Annotated in this window: 23 protein-coding genes and 1 pseudogene; 13 read left to right on the top strand and 11 right to left on the bottom strand. The window is 40.8% G+C overall.

Translation table 11 applies throughout. From position 1 onward, the window contains the following. Window positions 1–139: 139 nt before the first annotated feature. Window positions 140–394: a GlsB/YeaQ/YmgE family stress response membrane protein gene (locus tag J7E52_RS01420; RefSeq protein WP_179086047.1), complete on the bottom strand. Its 255-nt coding sequence runs from the start codon at window positions 392–394 to the stop codon at window positions 140–142. A gap of 478 nt (window positions 395–872) precedes the next feature. Further along, window positions 873–1,703, bottom strand: a complete 831-nt coding sequence (locus tag J7E52_RS01415; protein ID WP_214743358.1) for an aldo/keto reductase — start codon at window positions 1,701–1,703, stop codon at window positions 873–875. A gap of 395 nt (window positions 1,704–2,098) precedes the next feature. Here J7E52_RS01415 and J7E52_RS01410 point away from each other — a divergent pair, with 395 nt between their 5' ends. The 6 genes from J7E52_RS01410 (at window position 2,099) to ald (ending at window position 8,533) form a co-directional block, all read left to right on the top strand. Then, window positions 2,099–3,097, top strand: coding sequence for an inorganic phosphate transporter (locus J7E52_RS01410; protein WP_214743357.1), 999 nt, complete (start codon window positions 2,099–2,101; stop codon window positions 3,095–3,097). Window positions 3,098–3,335: 238 nt separating this feature from the next. Next, window positions 3,336–3,956 (top strand): DUF47 domain-containing protein, encoded by a 621-nt coding sequence (locus tag J7E52_RS01405; RefSeq protein WP_076367635.1) that lies wholly within the window; start codon window positions 3,336–3,338, stop codon window positions 3,954–3,956. Between the two features lie 15 nt (window positions 3,957–3,971). Beyond that, window positions 3,972–4,970, top strand: coding sequence for an inorganic phosphate transporter (locus J7E52_RS01400; RefSeq protein WP_214743356.1), 999 nt, complete (start codon window positions 3,972–3,974; stop codon window positions 4,968–4,970). A 130-nt stretch (window positions 4,971–5,100) separates the two neighbouring features. After that, on the top strand, window positions 5,101–6,357 hold the full coding sequence (locus J7E52_RS01395) for a PucR family transcriptional regulator (protein ID WP_286197346.1): 1,257 nt from the start codon (window positions 5,101–5,103) through the stop codon (window positions 6,355–6,357). A gap of 49 nt (window positions 6,358–6,406) precedes the next feature. Beyond that, a complete protein-coding gene (locus tag J7E52_RS01390; RefSeq protein ID WP_214743355.1) occupies window positions 6,407–7,228 on the top strand; it encodes an EcsC family protein in 822 nt (273 codons plus the stop codon). 171 nt (window positions 7,229–7,399) lie between these two features. Then, window positions 7,400–8,533 (top strand): alanine dehydrogenase, encoded by a 1,134-nt coding sequence (gene ald / locus J7E52_RS01385; protein WP_214743354.1) that lies wholly within the window; start codon window positions 7,400–7,402, stop codon window positions 8,531–8,533. A 338-nt stretch (window positions 8,534–8,871) separates the two neighbouring features. Here the strand turns inward: ald and J7E52_RS01380 are convergent. Both J7E52_RS01380 and proC read right to left on the bottom strand, forming a co-directional pair. Next, window positions 8,872–10,239: pseudogene (locus tag J7E52_RS01380) on the bottom strand (FAD-binding oxidoreductase). Between the two features lie 83 nt (window positions 10,240–10,322). Continuing rightward, window positions 10,323–11,129 carry a pyrroline-5-carboxylate reductase gene (gene proC, locus J7E52_RS01375; protein WP_214743353.1) on the bottom strand — a complete coding sequence of 269 codons (807 nt, stop codon included), beginning with the start codon at window positions 11,127–11,129 and terminating at the stop codon, window positions 10,323–10,325. A 241-nt stretch (window positions 11,130–11,370) separates the two neighbouring features. On the opposite strand from proC, the gene J7E52_RS01370 reads away from it, so the two are divergent. The 5 genes from J7E52_RS01370 (at window position 11,371) to J7E52_RS01350 (ending at window position 17,301) form a co-directional block, all read left to right on the top strand. Beyond that, window positions 11,371–12,936 (top strand): MDR family MFS transporter, encoded by a 1,566-nt coding sequence (locus tag J7E52_RS01370; RefSeq protein WP_214743352.1) that lies wholly within the window; start codon window positions 11,371–11,373, stop codon window positions 12,934–12,936. Between the two features lie 111 nt (window positions 12,937–13,047). Further along, a complete protein-coding gene (locus J7E52_RS01365) occupies window positions 13,048–13,680 on the top strand; it encodes a DNA-3-methyladenine glycosylase (RefSeq protein WP_214743351.1) in 633 nt (210 codons plus the stop codon). Window positions 13,681–14,098: 418 nt separating this feature from the next. Next, on the top strand, window positions 14,099–14,977 hold the full coding sequence (locus J7E52_RS01360) for a permease (protein WP_214743563.1): 879 nt from the start codon (window positions 14,099–14,101) through the stop codon (window positions 14,975–14,977). 14 nt (window positions 14,978–14,991) lie between these two features. Beyond that, complete coding sequence (locus J7E52_RS01355; RefSeq protein WP_214743350.1) at window positions 14,992–15,828, top strand: TIGR03943 family putative permease subunit; 837 nt, start codon at window positions 14,992–14,994, stop codon at window positions 15,826–15,828. Window positions 15,829–16,116: 288 nt separating this feature from the next. Then, on the top strand, window positions 16,117–17,301 hold the full coding sequence (locus J7E52_RS01350; RefSeq protein ID WP_214743349.1) for a C40 family peptidase: 1,185 nt from the start codon (window positions 16,117–16,119) through the stop codon (window positions 17,299–17,301). 155 nt (window positions 17,302–17,456) lie between these two features. Here the strand turns inward: J7E52_RS01350 and J7E52_RS01345 are convergent, their stop codons facing one another. After that, complete coding sequence (locus J7E52_RS01345; RefSeq protein WP_214743348.1) at window positions 17,457–17,609, bottom strand: hypothetical protein; 153 nt, start codon at window positions 17,607–17,609, stop codon at window positions 17,457–17,459. Window positions 17,610–18,197: 588 nt separating this feature from the next. Then, window positions 18,198–19,874: an alpha-keto acid decarboxylase family protein gene (locus J7E52_RS01340; protein ID WP_286197345.1), complete on the bottom strand. Its 1,677-nt coding sequence runs from the start codon at window positions 19,872–19,874 to the stop codon at window positions 18,198–18,200. Window positions 19,875–20,140: 266 nt separating this feature from the next. Here J7E52_RS01340 and J7E52_RS01335 point away from each other — a divergent pair, with 266 nt between their 5' ends. Beyond that, a complete protein-coding gene (locus tag J7E52_RS01335) occupies window positions 20,141–21,541 on the top strand; it encodes a sigma-54 interaction domain-containing protein (protein WP_396020221.1) in 1,401 nt (466 codons plus the stop codon). A gap of 88 nt (window positions 21,542–21,629) precedes the next feature. On the opposite strand, the gene cobT is transcribed toward J7E52_RS01335, so the two are convergent. The 4 genes from cobT to J7E52_RS01315 all read right to left on the bottom strand — a co-directional run bounded on the left by cobT (window position 21,630) and on the right by J7E52_RS01315 (window position 24,844). After that, window positions 21,630–22,676 (bottom strand): nicotinate-nucleotide--dimethylbenzimidazole phosphoribosyltransferase, encoded by a 1,047-nt coding sequence (gene cobT / locus J7E52_RS01330; RefSeq protein WP_396020220.1) that lies wholly within the window; start codon window positions 22,674–22,676, stop codon window positions 21,630–21,632. A gap of 132 nt (window positions 22,677–22,808) precedes the next feature. Further along, a complete protein-coding gene (lepB, locus tag J7E52_RS01325) occupies window positions 22,809–23,354 on the bottom strand; it encodes a signal peptidase I (RefSeq protein ID WP_214743346.1) in 546 nt (181 codons plus the stop codon). Window positions 23,355–23,605: 251 nt separating this feature from the next. Beyond that, a complete protein-coding gene (locus tag J7E52_RS01320; protein WP_214743345.1) occupies window positions 23,606–24,313 on the bottom strand; it encodes a nitroreductase family protein in 708 nt (235 codons plus the stop codon). 114 nt (window positions 24,314–24,427) lie between these two features. Then, window positions 24,428–24,844, bottom strand: a complete 417-nt coding sequence (locus tag J7E52_RS01315; protein ID WP_095392471.1) for an RrF2 family transcriptional regulator — start codon at window positions 24,842–24,844, stop codon at window positions 24,428–24,430. Window positions 24,845–25,141: 297 nt separating this feature from the next. On the opposite strand from J7E52_RS01315, the gene J7E52_RS01310 reads away from it, so the two are divergent. Then, window positions 25,142–26,095, top strand: a complete 954-nt coding sequence (locus tag J7E52_RS01310; protein WP_214743560.1) for a bile acid:sodium symporter family protein — start codon at window positions 25,142–25,144, stop codon at window positions 26,093–26,095. A 35-nt stretch (window positions 26,096–26,130) separates the two neighbouring features. On the opposite strand, the gene J7E52_RS01305 is transcribed toward J7E52_RS01310, so the two are convergent. Next, window positions 26,131–26,331 (bottom strand): hypothetical protein, encoded by a 201-nt coding sequence (locus tag J7E52_RS01305; RefSeq protein ID WP_214743344.1) that lies wholly within the window; start codon window positions 26,329–26,331, stop codon window positions 26,131–26,133. Window positions 26,332–26,621: the final 290 nt, after the last annotated feature.

Here is a 26,621-nt window from a genome sequence, read left to right as displayed (position 1 = left end):
CGTTCCATTTCGGACGGAGTTTCTGCTTTTTGGCTCGGATTCTTCCGCTATACGGCCGAATATACGCATGTCGGAACGAAATCCGTTCATTTTGGCAAAAAAAAATAGCTGGCCACTTGGGCCAGCTTTATTTTTGTATTTATGAAGCTTTTCTCATGCCTTTTAAGATAAGGCTTAAGACGAAGACAAATACGATTGCACCAATCAATGCTGGAATTATAGCGAAATCAGCTACTGAAGGTCCCCAGTTTCCAAGAATTAATGAACCTAACCATGCACCAACAAAACCAGCGATAATGTTACCGATAATTCCAAATGGTACGTCACGTCCAACGATCATACCTGCTAACCAACCAATGATACCTCCGATAATTAATGACCATAAAAATCCCATAATATATTTCCTCCTTCAAATTAGTTATTTTTTTCATTTCTGCAGCAGACTCCAAGAAATCAAATCACTTCCATATTGTCATGCCTTTTTTCAGTTATTTTAACTTTTACATTCAAATGGTATGATGCCGATTTCGCACAATATCTAATGAATGTGAATGTTTTAGTTATTGGGTAGAGTTAGCTAGCTATAGCCCTTGAGTAACTGATTGGACAATCCCTCATGTTAGTGATTTTTTTCTTTTTGTTTGCCGCTGTACTCATTATTTTCCCCGTTTAATTAATCTAAAACCTAATTTTTTTAAAAATATTTGGCAACGAAAACAGGATTATCAGACATATTAAACGGGTATACCATAGGCTTTAACTTTGTCACATTGTTAGTATAAGCAGTAACTGTCTCAATTATGTTCATAAAGGAAAAAGAAAAAGGATGCCCCAATTATCGGGACACCCTCCTATCAATTGCAGTATTCTTTTTAGAACAAAAGTTCATCGGGATTGCTGCCGAACCGTTCATTTTTGTTCAAGGCATCTATTTGATTCATTTCATTCAGGCTTAATGAAAAATCAAATACCTGTGCATTTTCCTCGATACGGGACGGCGTAATCGACTTAGGTATTACAACTAAATCATGTTGCAGATGCCATCTAATCAACACTTGTGCTGAACTTTTCCCGTGCTTCTTCGCTATATGATTAATTGTCGGCTCTTCCAATAGGTTCCCTCTGCCTAGCGGGCTCCAAGATTCCACCTTTATTTCATGCTTTGCACAGTAGTCACGAATTTCGACTTGAGTCAAAAGTGGATGCAATTCAATTTGATTGACGACCGGCTTCACTTCACTGTTTGCAAGTAAATTTTCCAAATGATGAACATGGAAATTACTTACACCGATCGATTTCACCTTTCCATCCTTATAAAGCTTTTCCAAAGCTCTCCAGGTTTCCAGATATTTATCTTTTCCCGGCCAATGGATCAAGTATAAATCCAGGTATTCCAAGCCAAGGCGATTTAAACTATCATCAAATGCCTGGAGCGTCGTTTCGAATCCTTGTTCTGTATTCCACACTTTAGATGTAATGAACAATTCTTCACGAGGCACGCCGCATTCCCGAATCGCCTGACCAACACCTTCTTCATTTTCATAAATGGCCGCCGTATCGATCGCACGATATCCAACTTCGATCGCTTTCTTGACGGACTCAACGGTTTCATTGCCGTTTTTCACTTTGAATACACCAAAACCCAACTGTGGCATTTTAACTCCATTATGTAAGGTGATCATTTCCCCAATATTTGAAATCATTCCATCATTCCCCCTTACTTTTATTTACCAATTATACATCCCTTCACCTTCTATTTCTAACCATAAGCCTCGGGATTTATAGTGTTCCTTAAGCGAAAACGCCCCCTTGAATACCATTTATATATATAAAAGGAAACATTTTATCTTTTAAATCATTCACTAAGTTAAATATTTTGTAAAAAAATGACGAAACATCTATCCTTATAGATATGAAATTCGTTACAATTGAATAGTTCGACTTAAAACCCAAAAAAAGAAGGTGCCAGCTTTTAAAGAATAATCAAACGTAAAACTCCCATTCTAAATATTGAGGAGTTGCAAACTGTTTTGCGCCCATTCATAGGCCATAATCGAAATACACTTTACATACTTGAAATCAAGGGAGTCCTCCATGTATGAATAGCATACTCATCTTAACAGTGCTAATTATTATTTTTGCTTTAGTCTTTGACTTTATCAATGGTTTCCATGATACGGCTAACGCCATCGCTACAGCAGTATCAACCAAGGCGCTTAAACCGCGTCATGCAATCATCATGGCTGCGGTCATGAATTTATTAGGAGCACTGACCTTTACCGGTGTTGCGCATACCATTACGAAGGATATCGTTGATCCTTTCACATTGAACAATGGTACTTATGTAATCCTTGCTGCCCTGATTTCGGCCATAATATGGAATTTAATCACTTGGTATTTTGGCATTCCAAGCAGTTCCTCCCATGCGATCATTGGTTCAATAGCGGGAGCTGCCATCGTCGCTAGTGGATTCGATGCGATTAAATGGAGTGGATTCACTAAAATTGTACAAGCATTGATTCTATCTCCCATCCTTGCCTTTACGCTTGGATTCATTGTATACAGTATCTTCAAGGTTGTATTCAAAAATAATAATTTAGGAAAGACCAATAAGCGATTCAGGAGAATACAAATTCTCACGGCAGCCATCCAGTCTTATACACATGGAACGAATGATGCTCAAAAATCCATGGGTATCATCACGATGGCTTTGATCGCCAACGGATATGCCTCTACCTCTGAAGTTCCTTTCTGGGTGCAATTATCCTGCGCAATAGCCATGGCGCTTGGTACATCAATCGGAGGATGGAAGATCATCAAAACCGTTGGCGGTAAAATCATGAAAATCCGGCCGGTTAATGGTGTTGCTGCCGATATGACTGGGGCTGCGATCATTTTCGGTGCAACCTTCCTGCATATGCCTGTCAGCACGACACATGTCATTTCCTCTTCAATACTTGGGGTCGGTTCTGCACACCGCATCAAAGGGGTAAAATGGGGAACCGCAAAAAACATGTTGATCACTTGGTTCATTACACTGCCAATTTCCGCTTCCTTAGCTGGAATCATTTACTATTTGATTGCTTTATTTTTATAGAACCTTTTGCCTTTCCATATCGGAAAGGCTTTTTTTCTGAGATTTTCCCTTATAATTGGTAGGTTTTTTCCCTTTTTTTAATTTTCCTTGTTTTTTTATGTAAAGTTTTATTAAGATTTTGTAAATTTTCGTCGAAAAACCTTCCCGGATACTACATGAATTCGATACAATCAATTTGTTAATACTAAACGTACGACTAAAGTGCGTAAATTTGCATGACTAATTGGGAGGCTTTAACATGGCTTTTAAATCAAAAAAAGACAAATTCGCGGTAATGCTTTTTAACATCGCTCAAAACCTTAAAGAAGGTGCTGACTATTTCGCGGATTATAAACTGAAAAATATCTCCGATCTAAAAGTATTTTCAGATACGATGAAAGACTATGAGCATAAAGGTGATTCAATGGTCCATAATGTGATCAAAGAGCTGAACAACGCCTTCATCACTCCTATCGAACGGGAGGATATCCTTGAATTAACCATGAGAATGGATGATGTCATAGACGGTTTGGAACACTGTGCGGCACTATTCGAAATGTACTCAATTGTCAATGCAGATGAGTATATGCTTAAGTTTGTGGATGCAATCAAACAGTGTACGTATGAGATTGAAAATGCTGTCGATACACTATCCACTAAAAAATTGCCAATGATTCGTGAAAATGCAATCAAAATTAAAGATCTTGAATCCGTTTGTGACGGAATCCAACGTCAATCAATCAAAAACTTGTTTACAGTTGAAAAAGATCCAATCAGAATCATTCAATATAAAGAAATTTACGAAAGCCTTGAAGATATCGCCGATCACTGTCAAGCGGTGGCCAATACACTTGAAACAATCATAATGAAAAACGCCTAAGGAGTACCACAATAAATGGATACTTTATTAATTTTAACAATATTAATCGTTTTCTTTGCTTTAGCATTTGACTTCATCAATGGTTTTCATGATACAGCCAATGCAATAGCGACTGCTGTTTCAACTAAGGCCATGAAGCCTAGGCATGCCATCATCATGGCAGCCGTCATGAATTTCGTCGGAGCCATGACATTTACTGGAGTGGCGAAGACCATAACGAAGGATATCGTGGATCCGTTCACGCTTCCGAATGGTTCATATGTAATTCTGGCTGCTCTTCTTGCCGCCATCATATGGAACCTTCTTACATGGTATTACGGAATACCAAGCAGTTCCTCCCATGCATTGATTGGTTCGATTGCTGGTGCAGCCATTGCTGCAGCAGGATTCGCTGGACTTAACTGGGGAGGTTTCATGAAAATTCTTCAAGCTTTGATCTTCTCCCCGCTAATTGCTTTTGCAATCGGGTTTATCGTATACAGCATCTTTAAAGTAGTCTTTAAAAACAATAACCTGACAAAAACAAACCAAAAATTCCGTACTATACAGATTGCTACTGCAGCACTTCAATCGTATACCCACGGAACGAACGACGCTCAAAAAGCGATGGGTATCATCACGATGGCCCTTATTGCAAATGGTTATGCATCAAGTACCGATATCCCCTTCTGGGTTCAATTCTCCTGTGCGTTAGCAATGGGACTTGGAACTTCCGTTGGCGGATGGAAAATCATTAAAACCGTTGGCGGCAAAATCATGAAAATCCGTCCGATCAATGGTGTTGCAGCGGATTTAACCGGTGCCTTCATCATCTTCGGCGCGACCGTGATACACATGCCAGTCAGTACAACCCATGTTATTTCGTCTTCAATCCTTGGTGTTGGTTCAGCGCATCGTGTCAAGGGCGTAAAATGGGGAACGGCAAAACGAATGATCATCACTTGGTTCATTACCATTCCCATCTCGGCAACATTAGCAGGTTTGATTTATCTTTTAATAAACTTCCTATTCTAAAATGAAAAATCCCTTCCGGTTTCCATCGGTAGGGATTTTCTGTTTTTGACAAAGGATTTATCTATGCTTATTAATAAGAAATCGTTTAAAATTCAAGGAGAAGGAATTTTTATAGCGAGGGGCAAAAAAAATGAAGGAAATCGAAAAAAATAGAGATATTTTTAAAGACCTTTATGGAGATATGATGGAGTTTGCCGATAGAATCAGTTCTGTTTTAGGTTGCCCCATTACAATCGAGGACGGCAACCACCGCTTACTTGCTTATAGCACACACGATGATACTACGGATCAGGCGCGGATCATGACGATAATCGGAAGACGTGTCCCTGAAAAGGTCATCAACAGTTTATGGAAAGATGGCTTCATCCCCGCATTATTGAAAGAAGATGCCCCCATTAAAATTGGGGCCATCAATGATGTAGGTCTCGGTAACAGGGTTGCGGTTTCCATCCGGAAAAATAATGAAGTACTTGGATTCATTTGGGCTTTGGAAGTAAATGAACCTTTCTCCGAAGAAGATATGAAATTTCTGCAATTCGCTGCCAAGGAGGCGAAGAACCAGTTACAGCAATTGCAATTGAAAAAGAAAAGGAAAGAAGCAGGTCATCAAGAGTTCCTTTGGCGCATGTTGACCGGGCATTACCAAGAAGAATCGGAAATAATTGAAAATTACACGAAAATCTCCATCCATGTTCCAGTGGTTTTTTCCATATTGGTATTCGAGTTTCCTAAAGAGATCAATCGTGAAGTGGAGCGCTACATTTCATACATGTTAACGACCACGCAAAAGATAAACAGTTCCTTATTTGCCATAGACCATAACAAACTCATTCTTTTCGCGGGAGCCAACCAGGAAAACAGCCCTTCTTTCACTTCATCGATTTATGAGTTCATTCCTTTTTTCATTCTGGAGATGAAACGGCGTTTCGGTGTTGAGCATATCCTTGGAACGGCTGGCAATATGTATAAAAACCTAATGGATGTTAAATCAAGTTACGAAGAAGCTCAATACACCTTAAAAATGAAGAATATTTTCCCTGATGACATGAAACTCATTTTACATTATGAAGAACTTGGCATGTTTCAAATGATTGAATCACTCGCAAGCAACAAACAGCGTCGTGTTCATCCTTCCATCCTTAAGCTAAAAGCATACGACATGAAAAACCAAACGGAATTGCTGCAAACACTCACTGTCTATCTTGAGAAAGACTGCAACCCAAATGAGGCTTCAAAGAATCTTCATATCCATGTGAATACATTGAATTACCGATTAAAAAGGATCTCGGAAGTGGGAAATATCCGGTTAAAAGACCCGATTCAAAAAATGTCCCTCTTTCTTAACATTAAACTTAATCAATATGATGAATTTCACAAGAAACATTAATGATATATTCCCTGATATGAAATACTAGAAGTGTGGAAAGGTTGATTTTATGAAATTTGAAACAAAAGAAGAACTTGAAAAAGAATTAGCAATCATTGAAAAATGGGAGAAGGATCAGAAAGGACTATGGTTTTGGGAACGGATTGGGCGAATCCCCTTCAAGCTATTGGATAAGTTGACACCGGATTTCATTCAGAAAAAATTGGGTGTCATGCTTGATGAAATCGGCAGCTACATTCAGAATGGCGGAAAATATTTAACGAAAGAAGCTCATATTCTAAGTCAGCTGCAAACCAAGAATCCCGAGTTGAATATCACTGCCCTGGAAGATGTTTCAAGCATCCCCCTCCATACCATGGATGGCGTGAGTCAGGATATTAAAAATTCAGGCAGCAAATTGGCAACGGTTCAAGGTGCCACTACCGGGATTGGCGGAATCTTCACCTTGGCCATCGACATCCCCCTTCTTCTCGGCATGTCGATCAAAACCCTTCAGGATATCGCCATCACATATGGCTTTAATCCTAGAGACCGCCAAGAACGTATTTTCATCGTCAAATGTCTGCAATTCACAACATCGGATGTTGTCGGCAAAAAGGCTCTATTAAATGAATTGTCAAAAATGAACCAGACTGATTCGCAATCAAAAAGGGAAATAGCATCCGAACTGCAAGGATGGCGAGAAGTCGTTTATACATATCGCGACCAGTTTGGCTGGAAAAAGCTTTTGCAAATGGTTCCTGTTGCCGGAATAATATTTGGCGCCCTTACAAATCGTTCCATGATTGCCGATATAGCCGATACTGGAATCATGCTTTATAAGAAAAGAAGGATTTTAGAGCGCATTCAAGAACCTATTGCGAAGGATTGAATTCAGCTTAAATTGGATCTTGATCCTGGCGAGTCCTTGTTTTTTGAAACTGCGTTTGTGGAATTCCACAAATACACCTTTTTCATTTTTCTGATTTCCACATACTAACTGTTTCTTTTTCCAACTATACTTGTTATACAAATAGTAAAACATATTATTGGAGGGATTAAGATGAGAATAGGAATTCCAAAAGAGATCAAAAACAATGAAAATCGTGTAGCTATCACTCCAGCTGGGGTCGTAGCATTAGTCAATGCAGGACATGAAGTATTAATCGAAATGAACGCAGGTCTAGGAAGCAGTTTTACAAATGAAGCATATCAAGAAGCTGGTGCTGTTATAGTCGAGGACGCTGCTAGCGTTTGGTCAAGCACAGAAATGATCATGAAAGTAAAAGAACCTATCTCATCTGAATATAAATATTTCCGGAAAGATTTGATCCTTTTCACATATTTACATCTTGCGGCAGAACCGGCATTAGCTCAGGCCTTAAAAGAAAGCGGTGTCTTGGCCATTGCTTATGAAACGGTTGCAGTAAACCGCACACTTCCTTTATTGACACCAATGAGTGAAGTTGCAGGACGCATGGCTGCACAAATCGGTGCTCAGTTCCTTGAAAAAAATAACGGCGGTAAAGGAATACTCTTAAGCGGAGTTCCTGGAGTTAAACGTGGTAAAGTCGCTGTTATCGGCGGAGGCATGGTTGGAACGAATGCTGCTAAAATCGCTATTGGATTAGGCGCAGATGTTACCATTCTTGACTTAAGCCCAGACCGCCTTCGTCAACTTGATGATATTTTCGGAAATGAACTGACTACACTCATCTCCAACCCTTATAATATTGCAGAAGCAGTCAAAGATGCCGATTTGGTTATCGGTGCTGTATTGATTCCAGGTGCTAAAGCTCCTAAGCTCGTTACTGAAGAAATGGTTAAATCGATGTCTCCAGGTTCAGTCATTGTCGATGTTGCAATCGACCAAGGCGGTATCTTTGAAACGGTCGACCACATAACAACTCATGATAACCCTACTTATGTTAAACATGGAGTAGTGCATTATGCAGTGGCGAATATGCCAGGAGCAGTGCCTCAAACTTCTACAGTTGCTTTAACTAACGTAACAGTGCCATTTGCACTTCAAATTGCAAACAAAGGCGCCATCAAAGCAATTCTTGAAAATGATGCCCTTGCAAAAGGCGTCAATGTGGCGAACGGTGAAATCACGTTCGAAGCAGTTGCCACAGACCTTGGCTACAACTACGTAAGTGTTGAAAACGCCGTAAACCCAAATAACATTAACGCTTAATAAAAAATAAGACTCCAGAATCTTGTCTGGGGTCTTATTTTTTTTGGACGAGAACCTCGATGAATCTGTACGTCTTCGTACGATATCTGAATCAGGCCGGATTATCTTGCACTACGTGTGATTTATCTGGGTATAGGTCGAATTAAATTGCACAACGGTCGAATTATCCGGATATAGGTCGGATTATCAGCTCGGACGGACGATTTTTCCGAATATAGTCGGATTATCGGCACGAACAGGCGATTTTTCCGGATATATAATAGGCAAAGATTTGCCACTACATTTTATATGGGATCACGTCTGTTTGATTACTAATCTAACAAAATGAAATATTCCTCTTAATCTATGAAGATCTTGCCAGGATTCATTATTCCTTTCGGATCCAATGCCTGTTTGATCGTTTTCATCACTTCGTAAGCTCCTCCATGCTCCCTTCGCTGATACTTCGATTTTCCAAGGCCTACCCCATGTTCACCCGTACATGTACCGCCTTTTGTTAATGCATATTCGACGATTTCTTCATTTAACCTCTTCGCTTCTTTTACTTCTTCAGGATTTTGCAGATCGATCATGAACAATACGTGATAATTCCCGTCACCTACATGTCCTACAATCGCCCCCTCCACTTTGGATTGTTCGACTTTCCTCCTTGTATCCAGTATGGCATTCGATAATTCATGAAGGGGCACACTTACGTCGGTCACCATCAGCTTCTTCCCCGGGGCGCTGTGAATGAATGCGTACGCGAGATTATGGCGCGCTTCCCATAAGGCATTACGTGCTTTTGAGTCGGTTTCAAACTGGATATCCCCACAGCCAAAATCACTTACGATTTCCTTGGCAAATTTGACGTCCTGTTCCAGTCCGGCAAAATTCCCATGAAACTCGAGGAATAAAGTTGGTTTCACTTCATAGGATTTGTCCATGAATTGATTAACTTTTTTTATGGACTCGGCATCTACCAATTCAATTCGTGCAATCGGGATTCCAGCAAGCATGATCCCATTAACCGCAGATACTGCCTGCTCGACGGTTGGGAATGAGGCTCTCCCGGCCATTGTGACTTCAGGAATGCCATATACCTTTTATGTCAGTTCAGTAAATACGCCTAGCGTACCTTCAGAGCCGACAAACAAGCCATTCAAATGAATGCCTGAAGATGATTTTGTCGCTAAGCTTCCGGAATGAATCACTTCACCGTTTGCTAAAACTATTTCCAAATCCCTGACCTGATCGCGCATTATCCCATATTTGACCGAGGTGGTCCCACTTGCATTCGTAGCTGCCATCCCTCCCAATGTAGCATCGGCACCAGGGTCGACGGAAAAGAACAAACCGTATTTTTTTAATTCTTTATTGAGCTGCGTCCTTGTCACACCTGGTTGGACCTTCACAAGGAAATCATTTTCCCTGATTTCCAATATTCGATTCATTAAGGACAAATCCAGGGAAATTCCCCCTTTGACTGGAACGACATGCCCCTCCAAACTTGATCCTAATCCAAATGGAATGACCGGTATTTCATGCTGATTCGCATAACGCATGACTGCGCTTACTTCCGCAGTATCCCTTGGATATATGACCATATCCGGTAGGTGCGGAGTGTGATATGATTCATCATGGCTGTGCTGCTCCAATACTGTTTCATTCACCGTTACTTGTTCTTCCGTCAATATCTTCCTTAATTCTTCTATATAACCAGTCATTATGCAGCCTCCTTCTTTTTCACAAAACATTCTGAAAATGGCAAATGGACGAGATTGCCCGCTAATAGGCAACCCGTCTTTCTTCATTTACTGAAACCTTTCGTTTTATCCGTGCAGGCCTTCATTGCTTGTAGAATGCTGGATCTTAGCTGATTCTCTTCTAAAGACGCTACCGCAGCTATAGTTGAACCGCCCGGCGTGCAGACATCATCCTTTAAAGCAGCAGGGTGTCTTTCCGTTTCAAGTACCATTTTAGCAGCTCCCATTACAGCTTGTGCTGCCATTCGGTATGCTTGTTTTCGTGGAATGCCATCACGGACCCCTCCATCAGCCAGTGCCTCGATGAACATATATACATATGCAGGCGACGAACCGCTGATGGCCGGTACTGCGTCCATCAAATCTTCATGGAGGATTTCCGTTTTACCGAAACTGTTCAGCAGGGCAGTCACATCCTCTATATCAGCATCGGTAATTTGATCATTAATGCTCATGGCCGTCATGCCTTCACCGACAAGCGAAGGAGTGTTTGGCATCGTCCGGACAACCTTCACTTGTTTTTCAAGGTTGCTCTCAACTAGGGATATAGTGATCCCAGCCGCCATAGTAATGATCACAGCGTCTTCTTTCACATGATTCTTCACTTCTTCAAGCACTTGCTTATGCATGGCAGGTTGGATCCCTAGAAAGAGAAAATCGGCAAAACTGGCAACCTCTTTATTATCCAGAGTACCTTTAACGTTATATTTCGTGATGATTTTAGTTTTGGTCTCCACACTCGCAGTACTGACCATGATCCCTTCAGGTGAAATGACCTCTGCAAGCAGCATGCCCTCAAGCATTGCCTTACCCATTTTGCCGCATCCAATAAATCCGATTTTTTTATTCATATCTTACACTTCCAATCATAAGTTCACTATATTCCTTCTTATTATATCGGATATGATAAATGGAAACACGTTGGAGACATTAATTAGGAAGGATTTGGTGGTTTCCGGTCGAATTACTTAAGTGATATGGATGAATCTTTGCAAAAAAAAAATGTTGACTAAATGGTCATTAGAGATTTATAATTTTGACCTATTAGTCACAAACGAATAAGGAATACAGTTATAGGAATGGAGAAATGCTATGCAAATGGAAAAAAAAGCGGTCAATACCAAGCTTGTCATAACAGGATTGATCATTGGAATGTTTTTCAGTTCATTGGAACAGACGATCGTTGGTACGGCCATGCCGACAATTATCGGGGAATTGAATGGTTTTACCATCTTTGCATGGGTAACGACTGCCTATTTAATAGCCTCAACGACTGTTGTACCCATTGTTGGAAAGCTATCTGATTTATATGGCAGACGTTCCCTTTATCTGCTTGGCACGATCATTTTTACAATCGGTTCGTTTTTATGTGCCACAGCCACTTCGATGGAGCAGTTGATCATCTACAGGGGGCTGCAGGGAATCGGCGGCGGGATGATCATGCCTTTATCCCAAACGATAATCGGCGATATATTCTCGGCGGAACAAAGAGCCAAATGGCAGGGTGTATTCGGAGCCCTTTTTGGTTTAAGTTCTGTCATCGGCCCTTTTCTGGGCGGCCTGATCGTTGACCATATCAGCTGGCATTGGATCTTTTTGATCAATGTACCGACGGGCTTACTATCTGCGATTTTGATTTATGTAGGATTGAAACATGAAGCCATAAGGAAAACAGAGAAAGTGAATATCGATTATCTAGGGATTTTCACCTTGATACCTGGTATTGTCCTGTTACTGCTGGGCTTGACCTTCGGTGGTGATAAGTTCGAATGGTTATCATTAGAATCTCTCTTGATTTTCGGCAGCACCATTGTCTTCATTGCCCTATTCATCATTTTTGAAAGAAGAGCAGTCGAACCGATCCTTGATTTATCCCTTTTTAAAAATAGAGTTTTTTCCACCACGAATATTTTGGGATTCTTGCTTGGCCTTGGCATGTTCGGGGCAATCATGTTCGTCCCGCTGTTCATGCAAGGGGTACTGGGAGTTTCACCAACAAAAGCGGGGTCGACGATGACTCCGATGATGATCGGTATGATTCTTTCCAGCATCATTGGCGGGCGGTTATTGTTGAAATTCCGTTTTCGTACCGTGCTTACATTTGGAATGGCCTTTGCGACGCTTGGCTTTTTCCTAATGAGTATGATGGACGGCAGTACGACCATATTCACTGCTTACTCATTCATGGCCATCCTTGGGATAGGTATGGGTCTTGTCATGCCGACATTGATGATTGCCGTTCAAAATGAATTTCCAAAATCACAGCTAGGGTCGGTTACAGCGGCTTCGACATTCTTCCGATCAATAGGAGGAACGATGGGCATCACGATTTTGAATGCTGTCATGAATCATAATCTCCAGCAAAATATGGATGATGCGGTCGTAAGCCAAAAGGACCCTATATTACATGAGGCACTGAAGGCATTAGCTGATAAAACGGATGCATTATTCAACATCATGCTTTATCCGGAAAACCTTAAAATGCCCGCAGAAGTCAGCAATGTCCTTGTAAAAACGATTGAGAATGCTTGGATCGATGCATTCTCCAGTGTTTTCATCACCGGTATCTTTTTTGTTTCCGCGGGGATATTAGTTGCCCTTTCCGTGGGTTCAGGCCGAATTAAAAAAGATCAAGAAACAGAAAAAGAATTAGGCTAAAAAATATGCTCGGGACCGGCTGATATAATCAGCCGGCCTTTTTTATCCCATCATGTTTCTTTTTCGTCGATAAGGGAATTTTATCTGTATGAGACTAAATGGAGTGATACCATGAACAAGATAAACCATTCAATTTTACCTGCCGATTTTTATCAGCAACCCACCCTTGAACTGGCAAAATCCCTTCTTGGCTGCCTCATTGTAAAAGAAACAGCGGATGGAACCGCTTCTGGATTCATTGTTGAAACAGAGGCCTATATTGGACCTGGGGACAGGGCCGCACATAGTTTTGGAAATAGAAGGACAAAACGGACGGAAGTGATGTTCGATAATTCCGGATTGATCTATACATACGTCATGCACACACATACACTGGTCAATGTCGTAAGCGGCGGGCCTGAAAATCCGGAAGCCATTTTAATCCGGGCGGTTGAACCCTATTCCGGGCTCGAGTTAATGCATGAAAGACGCGGAATTGCCGATATTCGTAAATGGACCGATGGACCAGGGAAGTTAACAAAGGCACTAGGCATCACCATGGATGATTATGGTCGATCTTTTACGGTTCCCCCGCTATATCTAGCTGCCGGAAAACAGCCTGAACACATATCCAGCGGCCCCCGCGTCGGAATCGACAACTCCGGGGCAGCAAAAGATTACCCTTGGCGCTTCTGGGTTACCGACAATCCGTTCATATCCCGTAAGAACCTAATTAATAAAGCTGTTCCGAAAATAAAACCATGATAGTATCCCCTCTAAGTGAACAGTGTAAATTCTGTGGATGTTACACAATACAACTTTGAGGGGATTTTACTATGTCCGTAAGAACAGCTAAATACAAGGCATTCGATTTCTGAAAAGGGAATTATATTAGCAGGGAGATCCTAGTCGCCTGATTATGGGGTAATGACAATGGCCTTCGCATCACGAAATACATATCAAGGAACAAGGCGTTAGTTGAAGTAATTCTTACCCTTCTTTATAGTGACTACTAATAACCTTTCACTATTCCGTCCCCTTTTCAACATCCCTCAATATAATCTAATTTCCACCATTCCCCTCCCTATTCAACTTCCAGCCTATTACCCCAGTAATAATAAATTGACTTCCTTCCACTACATACCTACTATAGTTAAGTCAGCAATATGGAAGGTGGTTTATGATGAACGTTCAAGCACTTTTGCAAATGAATACGATTTTTATTAGTATCCTAATTGAATCCCTTCCCTTCATTTTACTGGGAGTCCTTATATCTGGAATCATCCAAATATTTGTGTCAGAAGAGATGATTGCAAAAATCATACCGAAAAATCCGATCTTATCTGTTCTATCGGCAATAGGTGCAGGGGTCTTTTTTCTTGCTTGCGAGTGCGGGATCGTCCCGATTACCCGCCGTTTGATAGCTAAAGGGGTTCCTCTTTCAGCGGCCATCGCCTTTATGCTTTCTGCGCCGATTCTCAATCCGATCGTCCTGTTTTCCACCTATATCGCGTTTGGCAATAGCTGGAGCATGGTTTTCTATCGTGGCGGAATTGCATTTGCGGTCGTCCTGATCATTGCATGCATCCTGTCTTTTCAATTCAAGACAAATCAGCTTAAACACGAACATATCGAACATATACATCACCATAAACTTACATTTAAAGGCAAAATAACGGGTATGTTTAAACACTCGATTGAAGAGTTCTTTTCTGTTGGAAAATACTTAATCATTGGTGCACTGCTGGCCGCTGCCATTCAAACCTTTTTGAAAACATCCCTATTGCTTGAAATCGGGCAAGGAAAACTATCCGGGAATGTAGTCATGATGGCTTTGTCCTATGTCATGTCCTTGTGTTCCCAAGCGGACGCCTTTGTTGCAAGTTCTTTTAGAAGTACCTTCTCGCCCTCTTCACTAGTTGCTTTTCTTGTATTTGGGGCCATGTTCGATATTAAAAATACGATCATGCTTTTAGGTACCTTCAAAACAAAATTCGTTTTATGTTTGATGGCCTATATATTTATTTCCGTCTTAGGCCTGACTTTATTGTTTATTTCTTAAAGAGGGTGTTTTTTATGGGAAGATTATTCATATTACTTGGACTTACTTTTTTATTCATGCATTTAAACGCCTCAGGGAATATATCGAAATACATCAATATGGAATATTCTTATGTTTCACAGATTGCCATCTATATACTGGCGATTTTCACGTTAATGGGATCCTACTTATATTTTAAAGAAGGTAATCAAGAAGAATGTCTTAATTGTCAGTGCGGACATGATCACTCCCAGGAAAACAAGAAATGGAAAAGGAACCTGACTTACTTCCTATACGCCATTCCCATTTTCACCGGTCTCTTTTTGCCTGTTGCCACTATGGACTCGAATATCGTAGAAAAAAAAGGATTTCATTTCCCGGTGTATGATGACTCAGATGATTATAGCCAGCATCAATTTCTGCAGCCGGATACGAGTCTTTATTATGGCAAGGATGACTATTTAACTTTAATGGATAACTCGCTCAAAGACTTAGTTGAACGTGATAGTCTTCATTTAACCGATGAAAGCTATCTAAACGACTTAGAAGCCATCTATTACTCACCTGGAAAGTTCACTGGCAAACAAATAACGTTAACCGGGTTTTCGTACAATTCAGATGAGCTAGCCAAAAACCAGGTATTCCTGTTTCGTTTTGGGGTCATTCACTGTGTCGCAGACTCTGGGGTATTCGGTATGCTAATCGAATTTCCTGAAGGGATGCATCCAAAAAATGATGAGTGGTATTCCGTGACAGGTGAATTGGAATCCATTTATTATCAGCCTTTCAAGAAAACCATTCCCCTTCTAAAAGTATCATCACAAAGTAAAATCGCTGAACCTGACGATCCCTATGTTTATAGACAATATTAAAAAATTCATCATGGAAAGGTGAGGATATTATATTATTCTTACCTTTCTTTTTTTAATTGCCTCAAAACTTCCATTTATGAAATATCTTTTAGACTGGTTATCTCTTTAAGCGATATTAAGGATATGACCCTTCCACTTGAATCCACTCGATATGACAGATCTACAAAATAACCTGAAAAATGACGAAAAAGTTGAATTTTATTTATATGGGTCATGTTTTTTATATACCTTACCTTTATAATATAAATGCTACATATTTTTTTACCACATCAGGAGGAACTTTCCTAAATGAACAATTCGAAAAACTCTTTCATTCTTGCAGGAACCATTATAGGTACCCTAATCGCCGGCACTTCTGCGTATGCTGGTTCTTATCAAGTTAAATCAGGGGACACCCTTGATAAAATCTCTAAAGCTAATAATACAACTGTACAACAATTAAAATCTCAAAACCATTTGACTAGTAATCTTATTTTTCCCGGGCAAATCTTGAAATTCAATACCCCTAACACCCAGACAGATAAAAATATAAATAAAACCGAAAAATATGTGGTTAAACTGGGGGATACTTTATCTAAGATTGCTAAAAGATACAACCTTTCCCTTAGTGCCCTGCTTAAATTAAACACTAACATCTCTAATTCGGATCGCATTTATATTGGCCAATCCATCCGTGTTTCCGGACAAGCTCCTGCATCCAGCTCTACGGCTAACAACAGTACTTCAAATGCTACATATAAAGTCAAATCCGGGGACACCCTGGACAAAATCGCCAGAGTCAATAATATGACTGTACAACAATTAAAGTCTAAAAACCATTTGACTGGTACTCTTATTTTTCCCGGCCAGGTCTTGAAGGTTAATACCCTTACAAGCACTCCGGATAATAGTAAAAGTACAACAGATGTTTATGTGGTTAAATTAGGGGATTCCTTATCAACCATCGCTAAAAGATATAACCTTTCCCTTAGTGCCTTACTTAAAATAAACCCTAATATTTCTAATTCAGATCGTATTCGTATAGGCCAAACAATCCGTGTTTCAGGGAAAGCCTCGGCATCTTCAATTAATAAACCGACCAAACCGACCAAATCGACCAAAGCGGATCAAGTTTTGGCTGCTGGCGCTAAATACTTGGGAGCCAAGTATGTTTACGGTGCGAGCACTTCACGCACTGACGTATTTGATTGCTCTTCATTCACATTAAGGGCATTCAAAAGTGCAGGTATTTCCTTGCCTAGAAATTCAGTGGCACAATCACACGTTGGTACGTCTGTATCTTCAAAATCCCTCCAAAAAGGGGATTTAGTATTTTTCGATACCAATAATGATGGTGTAATCAACCATGTAGGAATTTATGCCGGTAACGGTCAAATGCTGAATGCTTCCACATCTAAAGGTGTATCCTACGCTAACATTAACAGTTCTTACTGGGGACCTAGCTTTGTGAAGGCAGTCAGAGTCCTTAACTAAGTGATGATGGCAATAAACAATCAAGAGCAAAAAGCGTGTTTTGATAAAATATCATACACGCTTTTTCGCGTATCATAATACCAAATAGCCGCCAACTGGTGTTATGGCTTTTAACTCTTCTCCTTATCTTTTTTGAATCCATCCTCACTCGCGCATTACCTTTGCATCTCCATAATCGCATAATTGAGTTGTTTACTGATACGGACTCCTTCCGAGCTTGATAATTCCTTTCGTTGGGCTATTTCATCCTTCTTTTTTCTATGATAGGCCATCGTTTGTTGTAATAACCAAGCTTTTCTTAATAACATTTTCCTCACCTGCCTGTTTTGTTAAATGTCTTTCCTGCATTTCCATTTGCTTTTTATGAACCTTTTCTTCAATAAGATCTATGAATAGCGGATTATTGTTGAGATTTTCTATATTCGACTCTATTATCCGCGCTAATGATACATTTTTACGCGTTTTTGTGCCCCCTTATCTACAGAAATTGCCAAGCGTAAAAAGAATGGTTTTCTCTATGGAAAAGTATATTCCCTCTTACTTCGCGACATTTTCATAATACACTTAGTTTAAAATTTCTTGTTTTCAATTTTGAAATGACAGGTACCAATACTGGTATTGTCATTCTGGATATATCCTGTTTGCCTGTACAGCTTGCCATTCTTGTCCTTGATCGTGCCTTGTAGATATATAGCAAGTACAATATCTACATTACCAACAAAAAAAGGCCTTCATCACAGAAGACCTTTCAGACTGTATACTAATAAGAAGAGCAAGTTTGCCTGCAGGTTTTTTCTAAAAAAACGTTCCAGCTTGATTTCGGAAATCCGCTCCCTTTCCGCAGAGGAGGCTCCCGGACCGCCCGCGGAAAGCGAGTGCCTGGAGTGGACACTGTACTAATCCTGAAGTTTCTCTTGCTTTTCAAGATACTGCCTCATTTTTCGCAAATAATCCGGTGCGTCCATTTGATCTTTTACGACCAATTCTATAAGGCAAAGTTTATCGCCGTTCATGTCCTGAGCATTTGTAATGGCTTCATCCAGTTCACCATTCGTCCCGACTCTTGCTGTAAATGCCTCTTGACCAAACGCTTCAGCCAGTTTTGTATAATCCCACTCCGGTATCTCGTTGTATTTCTGTTTTTCTATCTCGACTTTTACGTTTAAGAATTTTTCTATCGTATAGCCGTTATTGTTGAGGATGAACACGATGGGCTTGCAGCCGTTCTCCAGCATCGAGCTTATTTCCTGTGCTGTCAGCTGTATCGAGCCGTCCCCGGTAAACAAAAGGACACGCCGGTTTCTATCCGCTATACAAGCACCGAAAGCTGCGGGCGTCGCATATCCGATACTTTGCCAGCCTCCCTGAGCTATGTAGGTTGCCCCTTTCGGCAACCTGACCTGTGACATTCCATAAGAGAATGTTCCTGTTTCCGTGACAACAATGTCATTTTCCTTCAACATTTGCTGAAACCGAGGATAATAGGAAGCCGCTTCCAGTGGTGCTGAGGGGTCTTCCACCATTGTGTCATAAGGAAACGAGATGTTTCCAAAAGATTCTTTCTGCCGGTAGCCAATGTCCTGAAGCGCATTTAGAATATCCTCCGCCCTGACATTCAGATAACTGGCTGCTCCCACTTTTAATGTGTCAGGTTGAATTTCCACCATTTTCAAATGATCAAGCTTTGCTGTACCTTTGGAAGTATTGACGTCTGACCAAACAGCACCAACGGCTATGATGAAATCCGCTTCTTCAACAGTCTGAGTTACATCCTTACATCCGAAAGCTCCGCCGTATACACCAATATACTGGGGATGGCTCTCATCAAATCCGCTTTTTCCCTGCATTAATGATGCAACTGGAACGTTTAACCTCTCGGCGAGCTGCATTACGGGTTTCTGCAGGTTGTAACGAAGGGTTTTCACGTCGACAAGCAGAACCGCTTTGTTTACATGTTCTAACATACCTTTTATATGCTCTACTGCTGACTGCAACCCATCTACATTCGATTTGGCCACATTTTCAGAAGTCTCACTGTGGGAAAGCAACGGTTTTTCAACGAGATCGATAGCCACTACCAAATAAACGGGCTTTTTCTTTTCTTTCGCGACTCGGATTGCAGCAGGTATCTCCCTAGCTGCGTTTTCTGGTGTAAGAATTGCTGTATAACTGGTGATATGCTCATAAACCTTACGGAAAACATCAAAATCCCCGTCCATTAACGTATGATGGGCAAGCTCCTTCTCCTGTTGCATCATGGACTTTGGCGAGCCGACAATATGTATGAGCGGCACATTTTCACTGTACGCGCCAGCAATCGCATTACATGCGCTCATTTCACCGACACCAAAGGTGGTGATGAGTGCCGACATGCCCTTCACCCGGGCATAAGCGTCCGCTGCGTATCCAGCATTGAGTTCATTTCGTCCATTAATAAACTCAATCCCATCGTAATCTTCCAAAGTATCTAGCAATGAGAAATTATAGTCTCCAGGCACACCAAAAATCTCTGTAATGCCTTCTGCTTTTAAGCAGTCGTATAAATATTGTCCCACGGTTCTGTTCAAAGCCAATTCAATCACTCCTTCAATCGATTACTCTTTACTATATTTATACCCAAACATAAGTAGGTTAACCGTAAGTCTCCATATACTTAAGGTAGTTTCACTATTCTATTACTCTACTTTTAGCTTTGATGTATGAAGGAAGTGAGATTATCGCAGGCATGCTCTCTTAAAAAATGATTCAATTCCAAATCAAAATATCTGAAAATTCTTGATTTCAGCTCTGTTTTTGATTTATATTTGAATCACCGGAACAGTGGATAAGGGGGAAAATGATGAGTGATAACAATGTCAAAAGAGTTTTGGAATGCATAATCAACACATCCAATAACAATATTACCGTGACCGATGAAAAAGGATTCATTTTATTCACGAATCCTAACCATTGGTGGATATATGGAATTGAACCCGAACATTATCTTGGGAAATCCGTTTACCAGCTCGAAACGGAAGGAATCCTTTCACCTTCGATTTCCGCCATGGTATTGAAAGAGAAAACACCTGTCCAGATCATGCAGCAAACGAAGACGGGAAAAATCGTCATGTCGACTGCCTATCCCATCTTTGATGGTAATGGTGAATTGATTCGTGTCGTCAGCTATGCCCAAGATCAAACTGAAATCAGGAACCTCCAGGATCAGTACGGTCAACTAGAGAAAAAGATTCAAGAATACCAATCGGAGGTCGAGGAACTTAGGGAACAGGAGGAGCTGATCTATCGCAGCAAGGAAATGCGGCAAATCTCCAAAACGATACACCGTGTTTCCAAAACCGATGCAACGGTCATGTTTCTTGGGGAATCCGGTGTGGGAAAGAGCGTCTTCGCCCGCCGGCTTCATAATCAGAGTTACCGCAGCAAAGAGCCATTCATCGAAGTCAACTGCAGTACCATCCCAGAAAGTCTCTTTGAGTCTGAAATGTTTGGATACGAAGCGGGATCCTTCACCGGTGCGCAGAAGCAGGGGAAGCAGGGGCTGGTCGAACAAGCGGATAACGGAACCTTATTTCTGGATGAAATCGGGGAGCTTCCCCTGGATATGCAAGTGAAATTATTAAATGTCCTGCAAGAGAAGACCTTTAAAAGAGTGGGCGGAAAAAAAGAGCATAAGATCGATTTTCGGCTTGTAACGGCAACCAATCAAAACCTTGAGGAAATGGTGGAAAAGGGAACATTCAGGTTAGATTTGTATTACCGCTTAAATGTGATTCCCATCCATATACCGCCATTGCGCGAAAGAAAAGAAGATATTGCCATCTTAATCAATCATAATCTCGAAATCATCAACAAGAAATATAAGTCAGATAAGAAATTGCATCCTTCCACTTACGAAATACTGATTCAGCATAAATGGTCAGGAAACGTGCGTGAGTTGGAAAACCTGATTGAACGGCTCATTTTGACCTCGGAAGACTCCATCATTTTCCCAGGCTTTCTCCCCTCCCATTTCCATGGACAAGAATCTTTGGAGAAAATAGATGATACCCTAATGATCGACAATATGATGGTTGATGATAGTGATCTCAATACAGCCCTCGAACAAGTCGAAAAATGGATGATGATGAAAGCGAGTAAACAATGTAAGTCCACATATGAAATGGCTAAATTCTTAGGTATCAGCCAGCCTTCAGTCGTCAGGAAAATGAAGAAATATAAAGATCATCTGCCCATTAATTAACAGTTGGATGAAAGAATATTCCACTGCAGCATCCACCTTTTTTAGCCTATATCAATAGGAGACCAGCGTATCGAAGGTCTCCTATTCCTTACTTATTTGACACACCTGCAGATTCAAATGTTGCCATTTCTTTAATGACCAATGTCGCTGCCTTAAGGATGGGGTATGACAGGGCAGCCCCTGTTCCTTCCCCAATTCTCATTCCCAGGTCAAGGATCGGCTCCTTTTCAAGCAGTTCTATGGCCGTTCCATGACCCGGTTCTGCAGATCGATGTCCAACAAACATATAATCGGCTGCACGTCCGGAAATAAGGTTTGCCAATACAGCAGCCGTGGTTGTAATGAAACCATCAACAAGAATCGGTATACGGTTATTCGCTGCTGCAAGCATGGCCCCTGCCATACCTGCAATTTCGAATCCACCGATATTCATCAAAATATTGATTGGGTCATCAGGATTAGGATTTCTTAATGAAATCGCTTCTTCAATTATTCTTCTCTTATGTAAAATGCCTTCTGACTTCAATCCTGTTCCCTGCCCCACTAGTGAGTCGACGCTTTTCCCGCTTACGATGGAGATGATGGCGGTACTGGAAGTCGTATTTCCGATTCCCATTTCACCAAGAATCAGGCAGTTCGCTCCACGGGCAATCATTTTCTCTGCACGGTCATATCCAATTTCAAGCGCTTGAATTACTTCTTCCTTTGTCATCGCCTCTTCCTTATAAAAGTTTCGAGTTCCATAGCGGACTTTTCTCGAAGTTAATCCCGGTGCTTCGATATCTGCATCGATCCCTATATCGACAATGTCCAAGTAAGCATCTATCGCCCTGCTTAATACATTGATGGCCGCACCGTCATTCAGGAAATTGAGAGCCATTTGTTCCGTCACTTCTTTTGGATAAGCCGAAACCCCTTCTTCCGTAATTCCATGGTCGGCTGCAAACACAATCACCCCCGGTTTTGAAATGTCCGGAAATGCCTCCCCTGTCATCTTGGCCAATTCGATTATCCATTCTTCAAGCCGTCCTAAGCTTCCTTGAGGAACCGTCAGCGAATCGACATGGCCTTTAACCTGCCGTCCCATTTCTTCATCCAGCATCGGGATGGAGATGGCAGCTAACCCTTTCGTCATATTAATACCCCCCACAATCCAAAATGAAAAACCTTAACCACAGGAAAAGGTTCCTATCCATCATCTGCTATAAATGCAACTTAGTCCATATAATTATCCTCTAAGCTTTTACTTGTGGTCACTGTGATCCATTCACTTCGGCACTCCCATTTCATTTAATGGGTAGATGCGAAATTTCACTTTGCCCACAAGTGATTCTTCTGAAATAAAACCAAATCTTCTTCCATCCCAACTATTCCTTCGATTATCCCCCATGACAAATAAATGACCCGCAGGTACCTTGGATTTCCCAAGTAAATCACTCAGGGTGAAATTCTCAGTCAGATTTTCTTCAGGCGGAATTTCGCCTTTTTTTGTTTTCAAATATGGTTCTGTATACTTTTTCCCATTGATATATAAGACATCATCTTTCATTTCGACACTGTCACCTGGTAAACCGATCACCCTTTTTATATAATTCTCTTCCGCGTCCGGAGCATAAAATACGACCATATCGAAGCGCTCCGGCTTTCCGAGTTTAGCTACCACGATCCGGTCATCATTCTCATAAGTCGGCTCCATTGATTCACCTTTTACTGTGACTGGCGTAAATAAAAACTGTTGGCAAATGAACACGATCATTAACGCGAATAAGATGGATTTCACCCACGAAAACACTTCACTTTTCATATTCTTCATAAGGACTCCCTCCCATCCATTGTGAACGGCTAAACCAATTATTGGCTTGCAGCGCAATTCTTTTGCTCTGTTTATCCCCTTAAAGATCCTTTTGCGGTCGGGGACTTTTGAGGAGACATTCCAAAGAAATATCTGGAAAAATTGTAACATATTCATTTATCGCTTGCGAGATTAAATGATTTTCAGAGCCAAACTCAAACCATGAAAAAAAGGATAGCGAATTTTAGCTATCCTTTTACTTAGTTTGTTCCTCAGTATTTATTCCAAGTCAATATAGTATCGAGTGGCAAACGGACTTTTTCAAACCCTGCTTTAGTTCCTTTTCCAATGGAAATTAACATGACCGGTTTGAAGTTTTCCGGTACATTGAATGCATCCACAAACTTGGCTTCATCAAACCCTCCCATTGGGACTGTATCATATCCTTTTGCTTTTGCGGCTAACATGATCTGCATGGAAACCAAGCCACCGTCAATCATGGCTACGCTTAAAGCCTTTTCAGCGGAAAAGTTACCGTAATTATGCAGAATGGAGGCAACATATGGCTCTTTGATTTCATTCTGCATGATCCCTTTATTGACTAATTCACCATAAATCCGCTCTGCATTTTTGTAACCTTCTATATCAGCTAAAACGGCAATGACAGCAGATGCATCGACGATTTGTTGTTGGTTATTTGCGATGGGAAGCAATTCTTGTTGGGTTTGCTTATCTTGAATCACAAGGAATCTCCATGGCTGCAAGTTGGAAGAAGATGGTGCTTGAATCGCAATATCCAGGATTTCACGAATTTCATCTTCAGTCATAACGTATTCAGCATCGTACTGGCGAACAGATCTCCGTTCTTTAGCTACCGTAATGAAATCCGTATCATTAAGGACTTTTGGCTTTTCAAACGGTATATTCAATTCTTTCGATTTATTTAGGTACTCTTCTTTACTCATTATATTTTTTGCCATTTATAATGACCTCCATTTAACTGTAATTAACACAGGAACAGTATATAACTCATACTGTTCTTTTGTCAAATACAGTTAAATAAAAACGAAACCCTGTCAATTTCGTTTTTCACATTAAGATTTAGATAGTAAATCAGCAATCGTCTTTTGTTCCAAGCCTTGTATAATCCAGCTCTCCATCTCGTTTTTCAAACCGCATAACGCTTCGCGGGAAGATGGTTGGAAGCATTGTTTATCATTCACATCAAGAAAGCCTTTTGAAAAAGGTTCGGATTTAATTGCAGAGTATATATCTGCAAGAATGATTTGTTCGGGATTTTTGGCAAGTGAATATCCCCCATCCCTGCCTTCCTTCGCTTGAATCAGCCCTGCCTTCACTAAATTACTTAATATTTTTCTAAGAAAACCTGACTCCGAATCAAGCTTAACGGCCAATTTATTACTATTACATAATCCATCATGATCAGCAAGAACAAGCAGGGCTTGTACGGCAAGACTAAACCACATGATACTGGAAACCTTTTCTGACATTTCTTTCACCTCTCTCCTCTACTTTAAACTATTTTTCGATGAATATACAACGCTGCATCGAACAATCCTGCCTAAAACCTCCTTTTAAAGAACCATCCGTCGTGGAAAGCTTGAAGCCCTTTTTGGAACGATGCGAGTTCCAGGGCAGTGATAGTAATAGGAACGAGGAATCCCTCACCAGATCTTTTAAAATCCAGAAAAAATAAATAGACAAATTGCTTGTCTTACAAAATATATTTTTAGGAATATGGTAAACTTACTTAATAGAATTTACTTTGCTCAGGAAGTGGATGGATGATGCTGAAAACAATAAATGAACAATTGGATAGAGTTATGCCCCTTATCACGCCGATAAGCGTGGTTATTGGGGTATTATTGGCCGAACATCTAATGGATTACACCTTTCTTGTTCCATGGATATTTGCCTTCATTACATTTTCCGGAAGTTTAGGCTCCAACTTTAAATCTCTGCAACAGGCAGTCACCCACCCTTTACCTGTTTTCATCGTATTGATCATCCTTCATATATTTATGCCTGTTTGGGCTTTTGGTCTCGGCCATTTAGTGTTTCATGGTGATGCTTTCACAATTACCGGCCTAGTCCTGGCTGTAGTGATTCCAACCGGTGTCACCAGTATGATCTGGGTATCCATTTATAATGGGAATGCCGTACTTGCCCTAACCATCATCTTGATAGACACCCTACTCTCGCCATTCATCGTTCCTTATAGCGTTTCCTTTTTTGGAGGCGGTTCGATTGAAATGGATTTGGGGTCGATGGTGAAAGGATTGATCGGAATGGTCGTTCTTCCCTCCATGCTTGCCATGTTCTTGAATCAAGCTACAAAAGGGAAGATACAGTATACACTATCCCCCCGCTTAGCTCCATTTTCCAAGATAAGCGTTGGAATCGTAGTCATATTGAACAGTTCAAAAATCGCGCCTTACTTAACCCAGTTCGATAAGAAATTAATGATCATGGCCTTCTTGGTTTTGTTCATAGCTGCTTCTGGTTATGCCATTTCTTGGATGGTCGGCGCAAATTTAAGATGGGATAAGGCGGATATCATCACCTTGACATTTACAGGCGGTATGCGAAACATCAGTGCTGGAGCCGTTCTTGCAACCACCTATTTCCCTGCTGCCGTCGCGGTACCCGTTGTACTTGGCATGCTGTTTCAACAAATGCTTGCTTCCTTTTTTGGCTATGTCATGAAAAAGCATTTTCATCGTGGTGTGAATGAAGGATGATCAGCCGAAACAACACAATTGTAAAATTATGTATATTAATACATAGATCTTCCTAGGGTGGTGAAATTCATGATCCATGCTGTCAAAGATTTTTTATCCAGTTGCTTGCTGATTATCAGTTGGTTAATATTGGCGGTCAGCAGCATTTTTTTCGTCTTTTCGTTTTTAACAGTTTTTGCGATACCTATTTTCTTATTAATATTTTCTACCGGATTCCTTTGTTTCAATATTTCCAAGAAACTGGACTCACGACGGCTTTCTAAATGTTAAGATCTATTTATACCATAATACTAGCGGTAATTCCCTTATGACTGCCATTTGATAGAATCATTCCTGACTAAAACGGAATAATATGGCCATCAGTGGGTGAATTCGACCTACAACCAGATTATTCCGACCTACATCAAAATAATTCGACCTACACCCAATTTATTCCGACCTACAACCAGATTAATTCGACATACACCATTTTTCGCCCCGTCACTTAATCCATAAAAAAGGAGCTGCCATTTGCAGCTCCTTCTTC

Origin of the sequence: Bacillus sp. ISL-34 (assembly GCF_018613325.1) — a bacterium.
Lineage (GTDB): Bacteria > Bacillota > Bacilli > Bacillales > DSM-1321 > Peribacillus.
The sequence above is the reverse complement of the archived record's forward strand: the minus strand, read 5'-3'. Positions and strand labels throughout refer to the sequence as shown.

Excerpts from the sequence above, each read along its gene's own strand:
- J7E52_RS01420 (WP_179086047.1), bottom strand. The coding sequence starts at position 394 with ATGGGATTTTTATGGTCATTAATTATCGGAGGTATCATTGGTTGGTTA.
- J7E52_RS01415 (WP_214743358.1), bottom strand. The coding sequence starts at position 1,703 with ATGATTTCAAATATTGGGGAAATGATCACCTTACATAATGGAGTTAAA.
- J7E52_RS01410 (WP_214743357.1), top strand. The coding sequence starts at position 2,099 with ATGAATAGCATACTCATCTTAACAGTGCTAATTATTATTTTTGCTTTA.
- J7E52_RS01405 (WP_076367635.1), top strand. The coding sequence starts at position 3,336 with ATGGCTTTTAAATCAAAAAAAGACAAATTCGCGGTAATGCTTTTTAAC.
- J7E52_RS01400 (WP_214743356.1), top strand. The coding sequence starts at position 3,972 with ATGGATACTTTATTAATTTTAACAATATTAATCGTTTTCTTTGCTTTA.
- J7E52_RS01395 (WP_286197346.1), top strand. The coding sequence starts at position 5,101 with ATGAAGGAAATCGAAAAAAATAGAGATATTTTTAAAGACCTTTATGGA.
- J7E52_RS01390 (WP_214743355.1), top strand. The coding sequence starts at position 6,407 with ATGAAATTTGAAACAAAAGAAGAACTTGAAAAAGAATTAGCAATCATT.
- ald (WP_214743354.1), top strand. The coding sequence starts at position 7,400 with ATGAGAATAGGAATTCCAAAAGAGATCAAAAACAATGAAAATCGTGTA.
- proC (WP_214743353.1), bottom strand. The coding sequence starts at position 11,129 with ATGAATAAAAAAATCGGATTTATTGGATGCGGCAAAATGGGTAAGGCA.
- J7E52_RS01370 (WP_214743352.1), top strand. The coding sequence starts at position 11,371 with ATGCAAATGGAAAAAAAAGCGGTCAATACCAAGCTTGTCATAACAGGA.
- J7E52_RS01365 (WP_214743351.1), top strand. The coding sequence starts at position 13,048 with ATGAACAAGATAAACCATTCAATTTTACCTGCCGATTTTTATCAGCAA.
- J7E52_RS01360 (WP_214743563.1), top strand. The coding sequence starts at position 14,099 with ATGAACGTTCAAGCACTTTTGCAAATGAATACGATTTTTATTAGTATC.
- J7E52_RS01355 (WP_214743350.1), top strand. The coding sequence starts at position 14,992 with ATGGGAAGATTATTCATATTACTTGGACTTACTTTTTTATTCATGCAT.
- J7E52_RS01350 (WP_214743349.1), top strand. The coding sequence starts at position 16,117 with ATGAACAATTCGAAAAACTCTTTCATTCTTGCAGGAACCATTATAGGT.
- J7E52_RS01345 (WP_214743348.1), bottom strand. The coding sequence starts at position 17,609 with ATGTTATTAAGAAAAGCTTGGTTATTACAACAAACGATGGCCTATCAT.
- J7E52_RS01335 (WP_396020221.1), top strand. The coding sequence starts at position 20,141 with ATGAGTGATAACAATGTCAAAAGAGTTTTGGAATGCATAATCAACACA.
- cobT (WP_396020220.1), bottom strand. The coding sequence starts at position 22,676 with ATGACGAAAGGGTTAGCTGCCATCTCCATCCCGATGCTGGATGAAGAA.
- lepB (WP_214743346.1), bottom strand. The coding sequence starts at position 23,354 with ATGAAGAATATGAAAAGTGAAGTGTTTTCGTGGGTGAAATCCATCTTA.
- J7E52_RS01320 (WP_214743345.1), bottom strand. The coding sequence starts at position 24,313 with ATGGCAAAAAATATAATGAGTAAAGAAGAGTACCTAAATAAATCGAAA.
- J7E52_RS01315 (WP_095392471.1), bottom strand. The coding sequence starts at position 24,844 with ATGTCAGAAAAGGTTTCCAGTATCATGTGGTTTAGTCTTGCCGTACAA.
- J7E52_RS01310 (WP_214743560.1), top strand. The coding sequence starts at position 25,142 with ATGCTGAAAACAATAAATGAACAATTGGATAGAGTTATGCCCCTTATC.